General features: G+C 76.4%; 16 protein-coding genes and 1 rRNA gene. 12 read left to right on the top strand and 5 right to left on the bottom strand.

Going from position 1 to position 14,243, the window contains the following annotated elements; translation table 11 throughout:
* Positions 1-9: 9 nt before the first annotated feature.
* Positions 10-126, top strand: a 5S ribosomal RNA gene (gene rrf / locus ACI8AF_RS15595).
* A gap of 251 nt (positions 127-377) precedes the next feature.
* Here rrf and ACI8AF_RS15590 read toward each other — a convergent pair.
* Positions 378-1,079 (bottom strand): PadR family transcriptional regulator, encoded by a 702-nt coding sequence (locus ACI8AF_RS15590; RefSeq protein ID WP_456540640.1) that lies wholly within the window; start codon positions 1,077-1,079, stop codon positions 378-380.
* Between the two features lie 110 nt (positions 1,080-1,189).
* Here ACI8AF_RS15590 and ACI8AF_RS15585 point away from each other — a divergent pair, with 110 nt between their 5' ends.
* The 11 genes from ACI8AF_RS15585 to ACI8AF_RS15535 all read left to right on the top strand — a co-directional run bounded on the left by ACI8AF_RS15585 (position 1,190) and on the right by ACI8AF_RS15535 (position 11,070).
* A complete protein-coding gene (locus ACI8AF_RS15585; RefSeq protein ID WP_456540639.1) occupies positions 1,190-1,492 on the top strand; it encodes an urease subunit gamma in 303 nt (100 codons plus the stop codon).
* Positions 1,489-1,791 carry an urease subunit beta gene (locus ACI8AF_RS15580; RefSeq protein WP_456540638.1) on the top strand — a complete coding sequence of 101 codons (303 nt, stop codon included), beginning with the start codon at positions 1,489-1,491 and terminating at the stop codon, positions 1,789-1,791. The genes ACI8AF_RS15585 and ACI8AF_RS15580 overlap by 4 nt, the downstream gene beginning before the upstream one ends.
* The gene (locus tag ACI8AF_RS15575) at positions 1,791-3,512 is read left to right on the top strand and encodes an urease subunit alpha (RefSeq protein WP_456540637.1); all 1,722 of its coding nucleotides are present in this window, start codon (positions 1,791-1,793) and stop codon (positions 3,510-3,512) included. The genes ACI8AF_RS15580 and ACI8AF_RS15575 overlap by 1 nt, the downstream gene beginning before the upstream one ends.
* The gene (locus ACI8AF_RS15570) at positions 3,512-4,138 is read left to right on the top strand and encodes an urease accessory protein UreF (protein WP_456540636.1); all 627 of its coding nucleotides are present in this window, start codon (positions 3,512-3,514) and stop codon (positions 4,136-4,138) included. The genes ACI8AF_RS15575 and ACI8AF_RS15570 overlap by 1 nt, the downstream gene beginning before the upstream one ends.
* An 18-nt stretch (positions 4,139-4,156) precedes the next feature.
* Complete coding sequence (ureG, locus tag ACI8AF_RS15565; RefSeq protein ID WP_456540635.1) at positions 4,157-4,822, top strand: urease accessory protein UreG; 666 nt, start codon at positions 4,157-4,159, stop codon at positions 4,820-4,822.
* Positions 4,819-5,490, top strand: coding sequence for an urease accessory protein UreD (locus ACI8AF_RS15560; RefSeq protein ID WP_456540634.1), 672 nt, complete (start codon positions 4,819-4,821; stop codon positions 5,488-5,490). Before ureG ends, ACI8AF_RS15560 begins: the two co-directional genes overlap by 4 nt.
* The gene (gene allB / locus ACI8AF_RS15555; protein ID WP_456540633.1) at positions 5,487-6,797 is read left to right on the top strand and encodes an allantoinase AllB; all 1,311 of its coding nucleotides are present in this window, start codon (positions 5,487-5,489) and stop codon (positions 6,795-6,797) included. Before ACI8AF_RS15560 ends, allB begins: the two co-directional genes overlap by 4 nt.
* Before the next feature lie 55 nt (positions 6,798-6,852).
* Positions 6,853-7,974, top strand: a complete 1,122-nt coding sequence (gene alc / locus ACI8AF_RS15550; protein WP_456540632.1) for an allantoicase — start codon at positions 6,853-6,855, stop codon at positions 7,972-7,974.
* A gap of 4 nt (positions 7,975-7,978) precedes the next feature.
* Entirely contained in the window at positions 7,979-8,278 is a 300-nt protein-coding gene (locus ACI8AF_RS15545) for a DUF4333 domain-containing protein (protein ID WP_456540631.1), read from the top strand.
* Between the two features lie 63 nt (positions 8,279-8,341).
* Positions 8,342-9,685 carry a protein kinase domain-containing protein gene (locus ACI8AF_RS15540; RefSeq protein WP_456540630.1) on the top strand — a complete coding sequence of 448 codons (1,344 nt, stop codon included), beginning with the start codon at positions 8,342-8,344 and terminating at the stop codon, positions 9,683-9,685.
* Positions 9,686-9,699: 14 nt separating this feature from the next.
* Positions 9,700-11,070, top strand: a complete 1,371-nt coding sequence (locus ACI8AF_RS15535) for an 8-oxoguanine deaminase (protein ID WP_456540629.1) — start codon at positions 9,700-9,702, stop codon at positions 11,068-11,070.
* An 11-nt stretch (positions 11,071-11,081) separates the two neighbouring features.
* Here the strand turns inward: ACI8AF_RS15535 and egtE are convergent, their stop codons facing one another.
* The 4 genes from egtE to ACI8AF_RS15515 are packed head-to-tail and all read right to left on the bottom strand — an operon-like array spanning position 11,082 to position 14,234.
* Complete coding sequence (egtE, locus tag ACI8AF_RS15530; RefSeq protein ID WP_456540628.1) at positions 11,082-12,197, bottom strand: ergothioneine biosynthesis PLP-dependent enzyme EgtE; 1,116 nt, start codon at positions 12,195-12,197, stop codon at positions 11,082-11,084.
* Between the two features lie 18 nt (positions 12,198-12,215).
* Entirely contained in the window at positions 12,216-12,950 is a 735-nt protein-coding gene (locus tag ACI8AF_RS15525; protein WP_456540627.1) for an anti-sigma factor, read from the bottom strand.
* Complete coding sequence (locus ACI8AF_RS15520) at positions 12,931-13,524, bottom strand: RNA polymerase sigma factor (protein ID WP_456540626.1); 594 nt, start codon at positions 13,522-13,524, stop codon at positions 12,931-12,933. Before ACI8AF_RS15520 ends, ACI8AF_RS15525 begins: the two co-directional genes overlap by 20 nt.
* 44 nt (positions 13,525-13,568) lie before the next feature.
* A complete protein-coding gene (locus ACI8AF_RS15515) occupies positions 13,569-14,234 on the bottom strand; it encodes a class F sortase (RefSeq protein WP_456540625.1) in 666 nt (221 codons plus the stop codon).
* Positions 14,235-14,243: the final 9 nt, after the last annotated feature.

Here is a 14,243-nt window from a genome sequence, read left to right as displayed (position 1 = left end):
TCACAGCGTTACGGCGGCCATGGCGAGAGGGAAACGCCCGGTCTCATTCCGAACCCGGAAGCTAAGCCTCTCAGCGCCGATGGTACTGCCCCGGAGACGGGGTGGGAGAGTAGGACGCCGCCGGACACACCTCCCGAACGGGGCCCCAGCCACAGGCTGCGGGCCCCGTTCGCATGTCTACGACACATCCACGGGTGCTTCATCGCGATGAAGTGCGCGCGTCTCCAGCTGCGTTGCGATCTGCCGGATTATCGGCCCGCCGTCCTCCTTCACGCCGGCGCCGAGCCACGAGGAGAGCCCTGTGGTTCGTGGGTTCACTGCTCACGTGCGATGAACCGCAGAACCACCGGGCTCCGGTCCGCGAGACCCTCGCGGGATCAGCCGGCGGGCGTCTCCCCCGACGGGTCCTGCGCCCGCTCCACCGGCACCTCGCCGGCGAGGATCAGGTACAGCGAGCGGCGGGCGTCGGCCAGCACCTTCGCCGCCGCGGCCAGCTGGGCGGGGTCGCCCACCCGGCCGAGCTGGTGGACCGCGCCCATCAGCTCGCCGACGCCGGTGCGCAGGTCGACGCGCTCGCCGTCGCCGGTGAACGCGGCGAACGGGTCGACGCCGCCCATGGTCTCGACGTGCTCGCGGCCGGCCTCGGTCAGCGCGACGAGCTTGCGCCCGCCGTCGGTGCTGACCCGGACCAGCCCCTCGTCCTCGAGCTGGGCGATGGTCGGGTAGACCGCGCCGGGCGAGAGCCGCCACGCGCCGGCCGTGCGGTCGGCGACCGCCTGCATGAGCTGGTAGCCGTGCATCGGCTCGTCGGCGAGGAGCAGCAGGATCGCCGTCCTGACGTCGCCGCGACCGGCACGGCCGCGCCGTCCGCCGCGACGAGGACCGCCGGGGCCGAACCCCGGCCCGAACTCCGGGCCGGCGGGCCGCTCGAAGGGGCCGCCGCGGTGGTGCCGGCGGGGACCGTCGCCGCGGCCGGGGTGGTCGTGCGGGGAGCGCTGGCGCGCACCGGGTTCGGTCCCGGGAGCGCCGAACGCGAGGGGGGAGCGGCCGGGCCGCATCCACGGGTTCGTGGGCCTCATGGCACACCTCCTGTCGTTGTGATGGCATCACGATATATCGTGTTGTGTCACGCCGCCAGGTCTCGTCATCGGCAACAGCGCCGTTACACGGCCGGGTTAGCGTCCGGCCCGTGCACCTGTCCCCCCACGAGCAGGAACGCCTGCTGCTCTCCTACGCCGCCGAGCTGGCCCGCCGGCGGCGGGCGCGCGGGCTGAGGCTCAACCTGCCGGAGGCCACCGCCCTGATCACCGACCACGTGCTCGAGGGCGCCCGGGACGGCGTCCTGGTCGCCGAGCTCATGCAGTCCGGTCGCACGGTGCTCACCCGGGGCGACGTGATGGACGGCGTCCCCGAGCTGCTGGAGGAGGTGCAGGTGGAGGCGACCTTCCCCGACGGGACGAAGCTGGTCACTGTCCACCACCCCATACCGTGATCCCGGGAGAGGTGTTCCCGGCCGACGGGACGATCGAGACCCTTCCCGGTGCCCCGCGGATCGAGCTCGAGGTGCACAACGCCGGCGACCGGCCCGTCCAGGTCGGCTCGCACTTCCACTTCGCGCAGAGCAACGGCGCGCTGGAGTTCGACCGGGCCGCCGCACACGGTCACCGGCTGGACATCGCCGCCGGCACCGCCGTCCGCTTCGAGCCCGGCATCACCCGCACAGTGACGCTGGTGCCCCTGGCCGGTGCGCGCGTCGTCCCCGGTCTCACCGCGGACGGAGGGCTCGGCTGATGGTGCAGCTCTCCCGCGAGCGCTACGCGCAGCTGTACGGGCCGACGACGGGCGACCGCGTCCGGCTGGCCGACACCGACCTGCTGATCGAGGTCGAGGAGGACCGCTGCGGCGGCCCCGGCCGCGCCGGTGAGGAGGCGGTCTTCGGCGGCGGCAAGGTGATCCGCGAGTCGATGGGGCAGGGTCGCGCCACCCGCGCCGACGGGGCCCCCGACCTGGTCGTCACCGGCGCCGTCGTCCTCGACCACTGGGGGATCGTCAAGGCCGACGTCGGCATCCGCGACGGGCGGATCGTCGCGCTGGGCAAGGCCGGCAACCCGGACACCATGGACGGCGTCCACCCCGACCTGGTGATCGGGCCGGGCACCGAGGTGCTGGCCGGGAACGGCAAGGTCCTCACCGCCGGTGGCATCGACTGCCACGTGCACTTCATCTGCCCGCAGATCGTGCCGACGGCGCTCGGCTCGGGCGTGACGACGCTGATCGGCGGTGGCACCGGCCCGGCCGAGGGCTCCAAGGCCACCACGATCACCCCGGGCGACTGGTACCTCGCCCGGATGCTCGAGGCGATGGACCCCTGGCCGGTCAACGTCGCGCTGCTCGGCAAGGGCAACACCGTCTCGCGCGACTCGCTCGAGGAGCAGCTCATGGCCGGGGCCTCCGGGTTCAAGCTGCACGAGGACTGGGGCTCGACGCCGGCGGCGGTCGACGCGGCGCTCACCGTGGCCGGGCGGCACGGCGTCCCGGTGGCGCTGCACTCCGACACCCTCAACGAAGCCGGCTTCGTCGAGGACACCCTCGCCGCGATCGCCGGCCGGTCGATCCACGCGTACCACACGGAGGGCGCCGGGGGCGGGCACGCGCCGGACATCATCACCGTCGCCGGGCACCCGAACGTGCTGCCGTCGAGCACCAACCCGACCCGGCCGCACACGGTGAACACCCTCGACGAGCACCTCGACATGCTCATGGTCTGCCACCACCTGGACTCCTCCGTGCCGGAGGACCTGGCCTTCGCCGAGAGCCGGATCCGGCCGACGACGATCGCCGCGGAGGACCTGCTGCACGACCTCGGCGCGATCTCGATGATCGGTTCGGACGCGCAGGCCATGGGGCGGGTCGGCGAGGTGGTGCTGCGCACCTGGCAGACCGCGCACGTGATGAAGCGCAAGCGCGGGTCGCTCGCCGGGGACGGCGCCGCGGACAACCTGCGCGCCCGCCGGTACGTCGCCAAGTACACGATCTGCCCGGCGGTGGCGCACGGCATCGACGGCGAGGTCGGCTCGGTCGAGCCCGGCAAGCTGGCCGACCTGGTGCTGTGGGACCCGAAGCTGTTCGGCGTCCGGCCGCACGCGGTGCTCAAGGGCGGGATGATCGCCTGGGCGCAGATGGGCGACGCCAACGCGTCCATCCCCACCCCGCAGCCGCAGCTGCCGCGACCGATGTTCGGCGCGTACGGCCGCGTCCCGGCCCGGACGTCGCTGCACTTCGTGGCGCCCGCGGCCCTCGACGCCGGGCTGGCCGACCGGCTCGCCGTCGACCGGCGGCTGGCCGCGGTCACCGACACCACGCGGCTGACCAAGGCGGACATGCCGGAGAACACCGCGCTGCCGGACATCCGCGTCGACCCGGACACCTTCACGGTGACCGTGGACGGCGAGGTGTGGGAGCCCGAGCCGGTGCGCGAGCTGCCGATGGCGCAGCGGTACTTCCTGTTCTGATGACGGCTGCGCTCCTCACGCTCGCCGACTCGCGGCTGCCGGCCGGCGGGCACACGCACTCCGGCGGCGTCGAGCAGGCGATCGCCGCCGGCGTGGTGACCGACCCGGCGACGCTGACCGCGTTCCTGCGCCGGCGGCTGCACACCGCGGGGGCGGTGGCGGCGGGGCTCGCCGCCGCGGCCTGCGAGGCGGACGGTCCGGGACTGGCCCGGCTCGACGCCGAGGCCGATGCCCGCACACCGTCGCCGGCGCTGCGGGCCGCCTCGCGGGCTCAGGGGCGCGGGCTGGTCCGGGTGGGCCGGCGGGCCTGGCCGTCGCCGTCCTGGGACGACCTGCCCGACCGGCCGCACCACCCGCTCGCCCTGGGCGTCGCCGCCCGCGCCGGCGCGCTCACCCCGCGCGACGCCGCCGCGGCGGCCGCCTACCTCTCGGTGAGCGGCCCGGCGACCGCGGCCCAGCGGCTGCTGGCCATGGACCCGCTCGCCGTCGCCGCCCTCACCGCCCGGCTGGCCCCCGAGATCGATCAGGTCGCCGCGGTGGACGGGCTCCCCGCGGCGGCCGACCCCCTGCTCGACCTCCTCGCGGAGGTCCACCACGCACGGAAGGACCGGTACTTCGCCTCATGAGCGTCACCAGGAGTGCACATGCCGCCTGACCACAACCTCGACGACTACGTCGACCCACCGCGCGCGCACCGCCACGGTCCGCTGCGGGTGGGGCTCGGCGGCCCGGTCGGCTCGGGCAAGACCGCGCTCGCGGCGGCGCTGTGCCGCACGCTGGGGCCGGAGTTCGACCTCGCCGTCGTCACCAACGACATCTACACGACCGAGGACGCCGACTTCCTGCGCCGCCACGCCGTCCTGCCCGACGACCGGATCGAGGCGGTGCAGACCGGCTGCTGCCCGCACACGGCCATCCGCGACGACATCACCGCCAACCTCGACGCCGTCGAGCTGCTCGAGGCGCGGCACCCGGGGCTGGAGCTGGTCCTGGTCGAGTCCGGCGGCGACAACCTGACCGCGAGCTTCAGCTACGGCCTGGTCGACGTGCAGATCTTCGTGATCGACGTCGCCGGCGGGGACAAGGTGCCGCGCAAGGGCGGGCCGGGGGTCACCGCCAGCGACCTGCTCGTGGTCAACAAGACCGACCTCGCCCCGCTGGTGGGCGCCGACCTCGACGTCATGCGCCGCGACTCGGCGGTCGTGCGGCAGGGCAGGCCGACGCTGCTGATCAGCCTGCGCGAGGACCCGTCGGCGGCCGAGGTCGCCGCGTGGGTGCGCGAGCAGGTGCGGGCGCGCGTGCCCGCGTGAACACCGCCGTCGAGGTCGTGGCGACGGCGGTCGGCGGGCGGACGGTGCTGTCGGTGGTCCGGTCGAGCGGGCAGCTCGCCGTCCGGCGCACCGGCCCGGCGACGGTGCACCTGGTCGCCACCGCGTTCGGCCCGCTGGGCGGGGACGACGCCACGGTCCGGCTGGTCGTCGAGGACGGCGCCACGCTGGCCGTGCGCACCGTGGCCGCGGCCGTGGCGCTGCCGGCCCGCGGGGGCGGGGCGCCGTCGTCCCAGCGGGTGCACGCCACCGTGGCCGGGACGCTCGACCTGCGGCCGGAGCCGACCGTCGTCGCCACCCGGGCGCACCACGTCGCCGAGCTGACCGCCGAGCTGGGCGCCGGCGCCGTCCTCACCGCGACCGAGCAGGTGCTGCTCGGCCGCACGCGGGAGGAGCCGGGGCGCTGGACCGGCACCACGCGCATCGAGCGCGACGGCGTCCCGGTGCTGCACACGACCGTCGACCTGGGACCGGGCAGCGCGGCCTGGTTGCCGCCGGTGGCCCCGCGGGCGTATGCCTCCACCGTGCACCTGGGGACCGCGGCCGATGTCGCCACCGGCGAGGACGTCGTCCGCCTGCCGCTGCCCGGCGGCTGGGTGACGACGGCGTGGGGCGAGGAGCTGCACCGGGTCGCGGCGGCGGTCGCGTGACGCTCGCCGTCCGCGCCCGGCGGGTGGTGCTGCCCGACGGCGAGCGCGCCGCCACGGTGCACACCGGGGACGGGCGGATCACCGCCGTCACCGGCTACGACGACGCGCCCCCGGACGTGGTCACCCTCGCCGACGACGAGGTGCTGCTGCCCGGCCTGGTCGACAGCCACGTGCACGTCAACGAGCCCGGCCGCACCGAGTGGGAGGGCTTCGAGAGCGCCACCCGGGCCGCCGCGGCCGGCGGCGTCACCACGATCGTCGACATGCCCCTCAACTCGATCCCGCCGACCGTGAACGTGAAGGCGCTGCAGGTGAAGCGGCAGGCGGCGGAGGGGAAGGTGGCCGTCGACGTCGCCTTCTGGGGCGGCGCGGTGCCCGGCAACGCCGGCCAGCTGCCGCGGCTGCTCGCGGCCGGCGCGGTCGGGGTGAAGTGCTTCCTGCTCGACTCGGGGGTGCCCGAGTTCCCGCCGCTGGACGACGCCGGCCTGCGCACGGCGCTCACCGCGCTGGCCGAGGTCGACGGGCTGCTCATCGCGCACTGCGAGGACGCGGAGGTCATCGCGCACGCGCCCGAGCCGGCGGGGACTAGCTACGGCGCGTTCCTCGCCTCCCGGCCGGGCACGGCGGAGGAGACCGCGATCGGCCGGCTGGTCGCGGCCGCCCGGGACACCGGCGCGCGGGTGCACGTCGTCCACCTGGCCGACGCCGACGCGCTGCCGGTGCTGCGGGCGGCCCGGGCCGAGGGCGTCCGGGTCACGGTCGAGACCTGCCCGCACTACCTCACCTTCGCCGCGGAGGAGGTGCCCGACGGCGCGACGTCGTTCAAGTGCTGCCCGCCGATCCGCGAGGCCGCCCACCGCGAGGCGCTGTGGGTGGCGCTCGCCGACGGCGACATCGACCTGGTGGTCAGCGACCACTCGCCGTGCACGCCCGAGCTCAAGCGGCTCGACATCGGCGACTTCGGGCTGGCGTGGGGCGGCATCGCCTCGCTGCAGGTGGCGCTGCCGGCGGTGTGGACGGGCGCCCGCGCGCGCGGCCTGACGCTCGCGCACCTCGTGCGGTGGATGGCGACCGCGCCGGCGCGGCTGGCCGGGCTGCCGGGCAAGGGCGAGATCGCGGTCGGCCGGGACGCCGATCTGGTGGCGTTCGCGCCCGACGAGCACTGGACCGTCGCCGAGCTGCTGCACCGCAATCCCGTGACGCCCTACGCCGGGCGGCGGCTCACCGGGCGGGTGCGGCGCACCTGGCTGCGCGGCGAGCTCGCCGACGGGGCGCCGCGCGGCCGGCTGCTCAGCCGCGCGACATGAGGCCGGTCCCGCTGCCGGGTCCCGCTCCACGCCGCCCGTGCGAGAGTGACCCGCGATGAGCGACTTCCTGCGGCTCCCCGACCTCGCGGCGCGCTCCCTGGGCGGAGCCGTCGTCGCGGCCAATGACGAGTTCTTCGCGGCCAAGGAGAACCTCGTGCTCGACGCGCCCGCCGCCGCGCGGACCGAGTTCGGGCACAAGGGCAAGGAGTACGACGGCTGGGAGACCCGGCGCCGTCGCTCGCCCGGGCACGACTGGGCGCTGGTCCGGCTGGGGACGCCGGGGATCGTCGCCGGGGTCGTGGTCGACACGGCCTTCTTCACCGGCAACTACCCGCCCCGGGCGTCGGTCGAGGGCGCGGCGGTCGAGGGGTACCCGACCGTCACCGAGCTGGAGAAGGCCGACTGGCAGCCGCTGCTCCCGCTGTCCGACCTGGCCGGCGACACCGCCAACGCCTTCCCCGTCGACTCCGACCGGCGGGTGACGCACGTGCGGCTGGTCATCCACCCCGACGGCGGGGTGGCCCGGCTGCGGGTGCACGGCACCGCGGTCCCCGACCCGCGGCTGCTCGACGCCGGACCGGTCGACCTCGCGGCGCTCGAGAACGGCGGCCGGGTCACCGGGGTGAGCGACGAGTTCTACGGCCGGCCGGCGCAGCTGATCGCCCCCGGCCTGGCCCGCTCGATGGGCGAGGGCTGGGAGACCCGGCGCCGGCGCGGCGACGGCAACGACTGGGTGGAGGTGACGCTGGCCTGCGAGGGCGTCGTCACCCTGGCCGAGCTGGACACGACCTGGTTCAAGGGCAACGCACCCGGCACCGCCCGGCTCACCGGCCTCACCGACGACGGCGAGGTGCCGCTGCTGCCGCGCACCCGGCTGCAGCCCGACACCCGGCACCGCTTCGTCCTCGACGGCGTCCCCGGCGTGCGGCGGGTGCGGCTCGACGTCTTCCCCGACGGCGGCATGGCCCGGCTGCGGCTGTGGGGCCGGCCGACGGCTGCCGGGCGCGCCGAGCTCGGCAGACGCTGGTTCGAGGCGCTGCCCGACGTGCAGGCGCTGGAGGTGCTCGGGGCGATCGGCGTCCCGCCGGCCGACGCCGGCCGGCTGGTGGGCGCGCGCCCGCTGTCGGGGCCCGTGCCCGACGCGGTGGCCCGGTTGGTGGAGGGTCCGGCAAGCTGAGGTGGTGCGTCGTCGCGTCGCCGTCCTCCTGCCCGGCCTGGTCGTCCTGGCCGGGTGCGGGGCCGGTTCCGTCGCGGCCGACGACGTCGCCGCCGCGGTGGCCGAGCAGGTGGAGGGCCAGGCCGGGGCCCGTCCCGACGTCGACTGCCCCGAGGACCTCCCGGCCGAGGTGGGCGCGACCGCCCGCTGCACGCTGACCCTCGAGGGGGTCGAGGGCGAGTACGGGGTGACCGCGACGGTCACGAAGGTGGAGGACGACCAGGCGTTCTTCGACATCCAGGTGGACCAGGAACCGCTCGGCTGACCCCGGCGCGCCCGAGGCGCTACATTCGCGACCTCGTCCGAGGTCGCACCGCGCGGGGGAACCGTGGACCTGGCACCAGGCGCATCCGTCGGCGGGTACACGCTCGTCCGGGAACTGGGCAGCGGCGGGATGGGCGCGGTCTGGCTGGCCCGGCACCCGAACCTGCCCCGCGACGTCGCGCTCAAGGTGATGCACCCGGGGCTCGCCCGCACCCCCGGCCTGCGCGCTCGCTTCGAGCGCGAGGCGGAGATGGTCTGCCGGATGTCCCACCCCAACGTCGTCGACGTCCTCGACCGGGGGCAGGACGGCGACCGGCTGTGGATGAGCATGCCGTTCGTGCAGGGCGAGGACCTCGCCGCCCGGATCGCCCGCGAGGGCGCCCTCCCGCAGGACGACGTCGTGCGGATCGCCGCCGCGGTCGGGGACGCGCTCGACCACGCCCACGCCCGCGGCCTGCTGCACCGCGACGTCAAGCCCGCCAACATCCTGCTGGCGCCCCAGCCCGATGGCAGCGAACGGGTCTACCTGACCGACTTCGGCATCGCCCGGGCGATGGAGGCGGGAGAGGCGCTGACCCGGCAGGGCGAGGTGCTCGCCACGTTCGCCTACGCCTCGCCCGAGCAGGTCGCCGGTGGCCGGCTCGACGAGCGCGCCGACGTGTACTCCTTCGGGGCCGTGCTGTTCGAGATGCTGACCGGGCGCCGGGTGTTCGACACCGAGGACGTGCTGTCGCTGATGTGGGCGGTGGTCAACCGGCCCGCCCCCGACGTCCGCGGCCTCCGCCCCGACCTGCCCGCGCCCGTGACGCAGGTGCTCGCGCGGGCGCTGGCCAAGGAGCCGGCCGAGCGGTTCGGCTCGTGCCGGGAACTGGTGGCGGCGCTGCGTTCCGCGCTGACGAGCAGACCGGCCGCACCGCCGACGTCGGTCGGCGCCGGACCGCCGGTCCCGCACGTGCCGCTGCCGCCCCCGCCCGTGTTCACGCCGGCGCCTCCGCCGTCGCCCGCTCCCGGCTCCCGGTCGTGTGTGTGGGTGCTGGTCGCCGGGGCCGCGGTGGTCGTCGTCGGCGTCGTCCTGGCGGTGGCGCTCGCCGGTGGGGGGAACGGCGACGGCGACGGCACGGCCGGCGGCACGACCGCGCCGACCGCGGCCACGGCGTCGTCCGCGGTCGGGACCATCTCCCCGGCCGAGGTCGCGACCGGCGCCGAGGACGCGCTGGAGGAGGCGATCGGCCGGCGCCCGGACATCACCTGCCCCGACCCCCTGCCGGCGGAGGTCGGCGCCACCACCCGGTGCTCCCTGACCGACCCCGAGACCGGGTCGGTCTACGGCGTCTCGGTGACCGTCACCTCGGTGGCCGGCACGCAGGCCCGCTTCGACGTCCAGGTGGACGACCAGCCGCAGGGCTGAGGCACGATGCGCGGGTGGAGAAGCCCGCGGACCTGCTGGTCACCGACGCCGAGCTCGTCGCCACCGTCGACGGCACCCGCCGCGAGATCCCCGGCGGGTGGGTGGCGGTCACCGACGGGCTGGTGAGCGGCGTCGGGTCGCCGGCCGACCCCGCGCCCGCCGCCGTCCGCACGATCGACGCTCGGGGCTGCCTGGTGACGCCGGGGCTGGTGAACACCCACCACCACCTGTACCAGAACCTGACCCGCGCGTTCGCGCCCGCGCTGACCGGCGGGCTGTTCGAGTGGCTGGTCACGCTGTACCCGCTGTGGGCGCGGCTGGACGAGGAGGCCGCCTACGTCAGCGCCTACGTCGGGCTGACCGAGCTCGCGCTGGGCGGCTGCACCACCTCGACCGACCACCTCTACGTGCACCCCCGCGGCGCCGGTGACCTCATCGCGGCCGAGGTGGCCGCGGCGCGCGACCTGGGCATGCGGTTCCACCCCACCCGCGGCTCGATGTCGCTGTCGGTCAAGGACGGCGGGCTGCCGCCGGACTCCGTCGTCCAGGACGAGGAGGAGATCCTGGCCGAGTCGCAGCGGCTGGTGGAGGCGCACCACGACCGCGCGTGGGGCGCGTTGACCCGGATCGCGCTGGCGCCGTGCTCGCCGTTCAGCGTCTCGACCTCGCTGATGGCGCGGACGGCGCAGCTGGCCGAGGCCCTGGACGTGCGGCTGCACACGCACCTGTGCGAGACGCAGGACGAGGAGGCGTTCTGCCTCGCGCGGTTCGGCCGCCGGCCGGTGGACTACCTGGCCGACGTCGGCTGGATGACCGACCGGGTGTGGCTCGCCCACGACGTGTGGCCCTCGGCGGACGAGGTCTCCCGTCTCGGCGCGGCCGGGGTCGGGACGGCGCACTGCCCGTCGTCGAACATGATCCTGGGCAGCGGCCTGGCGCCGGTCGGCGAGCTGCGGGCCGCGGGGGCGCCGGTGGGGCTGGGCGTCGACGGCTCGGCGTCGGCGGACTCCGCGTCGCTGTGGCTGGAGGCCCGGACGGCGATGCTGCAGGGCAAGCTGCGCCACGGCGCGGCCGCGATGTCGGCGCGCGACGCGCTCGAGATGGCCACCGTGGGCGGCGCCGCGGTGCTGGGGCGGGCGGGGGAGATCGGCGAGCTGTCGGTCGGGGCGTGCGGCGACCTGGTGGTCTGGCCGCTGACCGGGCCGGCGTTCGCCGGGGCGCTGTCCGACCCCGTGGAGGCGTGGCTGCGCTGCGGGCCGGTGGCGGCACGGCACACCGTCGTCGCCGGGCGCCCGGTGGTCGAGGACGGCGTCCCCGTGCACCCGGCGCTGGACGAGCAGCTCGCCGTCCACCGCCGGGTGGCCGCCGGCATGCAGGGGCTCTAGCCCGAGCTCCGCTACAGCGCGGCGGCGAGGGCCTCGAGGTCGTCGAGCGAGGCGTCGAGGTGCGGGGAGACGCGCAGCACCGGCCCGGTCATCTCGCCCGGCGCCCGCTCCGGCGAGATCGCGGTGACGACGATGCCGTGCTCCGACAGCAGCCGCGTGCGGGTGGCGACGACGTCGACGCCGTCCGGCGGGCGCAGCGTGGTGATCGCGGTCGGCTCGTCCAGCGGCTCCACCACCGCCCAGCCGGCGACGCCGTCGAGCAGCTCGCGGGTGGCCCGGCCCAGTCCTGCCAGCCGCTCGCGCACGCGGTCGGGGCCGGCGGCGAGGTGGTCGCCGGTCGCCACGACCAGACCCACCCGCCCGGCGACGTGCGCCTCCCGGGACTCGTGCATCGCCATCGGCCCCAGCCCCTCCACGGGCAGCAGCGGCGTCAGCTCGGCGGCCAGCGAGGGCCGCACGCACAGCACGCCGACCCCGCGCGGGCCGGCCAGCCACTTGCGCGAGGGGAAGTAGACCGCGTCGGCGCCGACGTCGACGTCGGCGTGCCCCATGGACTGCGCGGCGTCGACGACGAGGCGCACGCCGGCCTCGCGGCAGAGGAACGCCGCCTCCGTCGCGGGCTGGAGCAGGCCCCGGTGGCTGCCGATGTACGTGAGGTGCACGAACCTCGGCGGGTCGTCGTCGAGCAGCCGCTCGAAGGCGTCGAGGTCCAGCCGGCCCCGGCCGTCGACCGGCAGCGGTTCCGGGTCGAGGCCGAACGCGCCGAGCTGGGCGATGTTCGGCGCGTACTCACCCGGCAGGCAGGCGACGCGCGAGCCGGCCGGCAGCCGCCACCCCTGCAGCAGCGCGGTGAGCGCCGCCGAGGCCGACTCGACGAAGGCCACGTCGGCGGCGGCCATGCCGGCCAGGCCGCCGAGCACCGACCGCCCCTGCTGCAGCAGGTCCCCGGCCGCGGCCTCGGCCACGTAGGCGCCCAGCTCGGCCTCGTGCCGCGCGTGGTGCGCCGCGGCATCCAGGGCCCGCGTGCTCTGCCGGCTGGACGCGGCGCTGTCCAGGTGGCGGCCGGCGGGCCGGGGGCGGACGGCGCGCCAGGACGCACCGAGGTCCTCGTGCGGCAGGTGCTCCACGAGGGGAACGCTATGCGGTCAGCTCTCCAGCACGCCCCGCGCCACCGAGACGCCCGAGTGGGTCGGGTCGCCGTCGAGCGGCTCGACCGAGACGTCGACGATCGGGTACTCGGCGAGGTCGACCCCGGCCGGCACGGGCAGGTCCGTCGTCCCGGCCCGGACGACGCCGAGGGAGTACATGCCCTCCACCCGCTCGTCGATGAGCCACACCTCGTAGTAGCCGTCGTCCGGCGCCGCGGCGTCGAGCCGCACCTCCAGCACCCGCTCGCCGTCCCGGACGACCACCTCGGCGGTCCCCGACGCCGACGCGTCGTCCAGCGGGTCGAGGGCCGCGGCGGCCACCACCGTGGCGTCGTCCCGGGTGGCGACGACGACGGCGGTGCCGCCCGCGACCGCGACCACGGCCGCCGCGGCGGCGGCGACCAGCAGGGGCCGGCGTCGCCGCCGGAGGGGGACGACGGGGGCGACCGGCGGCGGCTCGGGCGCGGAGATCAGCGGAGAGGCCACGACCTCCGGGCGCGGCCGGGCCGAGACGCCGGTCTGCGCGGCGATCCCCTCCCAGACCGACGGCGGCGGCGGGACCGGCGCGGCGGGCGCGGCCAGCTGCGGCACCGCGAGGGCGTCGACGCTGCGGCGCAGCGCGGCCACCTCCCGCGCGCACGCCGCGCACGCGGCGAGGTGCTGGGCGTCGGGGGCGGGCAGCGGCTCGCGGAGGGCGGCGAGCGCGAGCTGCTCAGGCGTGCAGTGCGGCACCGTCCACCTCCAACCGTGTCCTCAGGCGTTCGAGCGTGCGCCGGATGTGGGATTTCACCGTGCCCAGCGGGATCCCGGTGCGGGCGGCGATCTGGGCGTGGGTGAGGTCCTCGAAGAACGCCAGCTCGATGATGCCGCGTTGCGGCTGGCCGATCTGCTCCAGCTCGCCGAGCAGCAGCACGCGGTCGGCCACCGCGGTGTCGACGGCGCCGGGCGCGGCGGCGGGCGCCGCCTCGTGGGCGACGGCCTCCGTGGTCCGGCGCTGCCGGTCCAGCCGCTCCCACGTGTCGGCGATCTTGTGCCGGCAGATGCCGACCAGCCAGGCCGGGAGCGGGCCGCGGTCGGCGCGGTAGCCGGCCCGTCCGGTCCAGGCCGAGACGAAGGTCTGCTGGGTGACGTCCTCGGCGTCGGGACCGGGGCCGAACGCGCGCACCGCCATGCCGTGCACCTGGCCGGCCCAGCGCTCGTAGGCCCACGCCAGCGCCTGCTCGTCGCCCGCGGCGAAGCGCCGGGCCACCTCGGCGTCGTCCGGTTGGACGTGCTCGAGGGTCCCCCGCGGGACCTCGGTCGTCACGGGTCGTACGCTACCGAATCGCGCGCGAGGCAGCGCGAGATCGGTCATGCCACCGGCTCCGCGACGACGACGACGTTGTCCCGGTAGCTGCGCGACCCGGGGTCGAACGGCCCGCCGCAGGTGACGAGCACCAGCCGCGGCGCGCCGTCGCGGGTGAACATCTCAGCCAGCGGCAGCTGCTGCTTGGAGATCAGCTCCCGCGAGACCACCCGCCAGCGCGTCGTCGTCCCCGCCGCGTCGGTGACCGCCACCTCGGTGCCGGGGGCCGCCTCGCGCAGCCGGGCGAGCGCGCCCAGCCCCTGCTCGGCGTCGTCGACGTGCCCGGCCAGGACGGCGTTGCCCGCGCCGCCGGGCGCGGGCCCGAACCGGTACCAGCCGGCCCGGGTGACGTCGTCGGGGATCTGCATCTGCCCGTCGGGCGCGACGCCGACCGGCTCCACCGGGGCGTCGATCCCGAGGGCGGGCACGGTGAGCCGCACCGGCGCCGGGACGGCGCTGTCCCGGGCCGGTGCGGCGTCCCGGACGGTCACGGGAGGCAGGGTGACCGCCGGGGCCGCCGGCGCGGGGGACTCGGAGGGCGCCGGCGGGGTCCGGAGCGCCTCGGCGACCGGTGCGCCCGCCGCCGTGTCCGGCCGGGTCAGCGCCCAGGCGGCCGGGATGCCGACGGCCAGGACGGTGCCGAGCACGGCGACGACGGCGGCGGGTCGCACCGGTCGTCC

Source organism: Blastococcus sp. SYSU D00669 (assembly GCF_054050715.1).
Note: the sequence above shows the minus strand (reverse complement) of the source record. Positions and strands in the feature narration are given on the sequence as shown.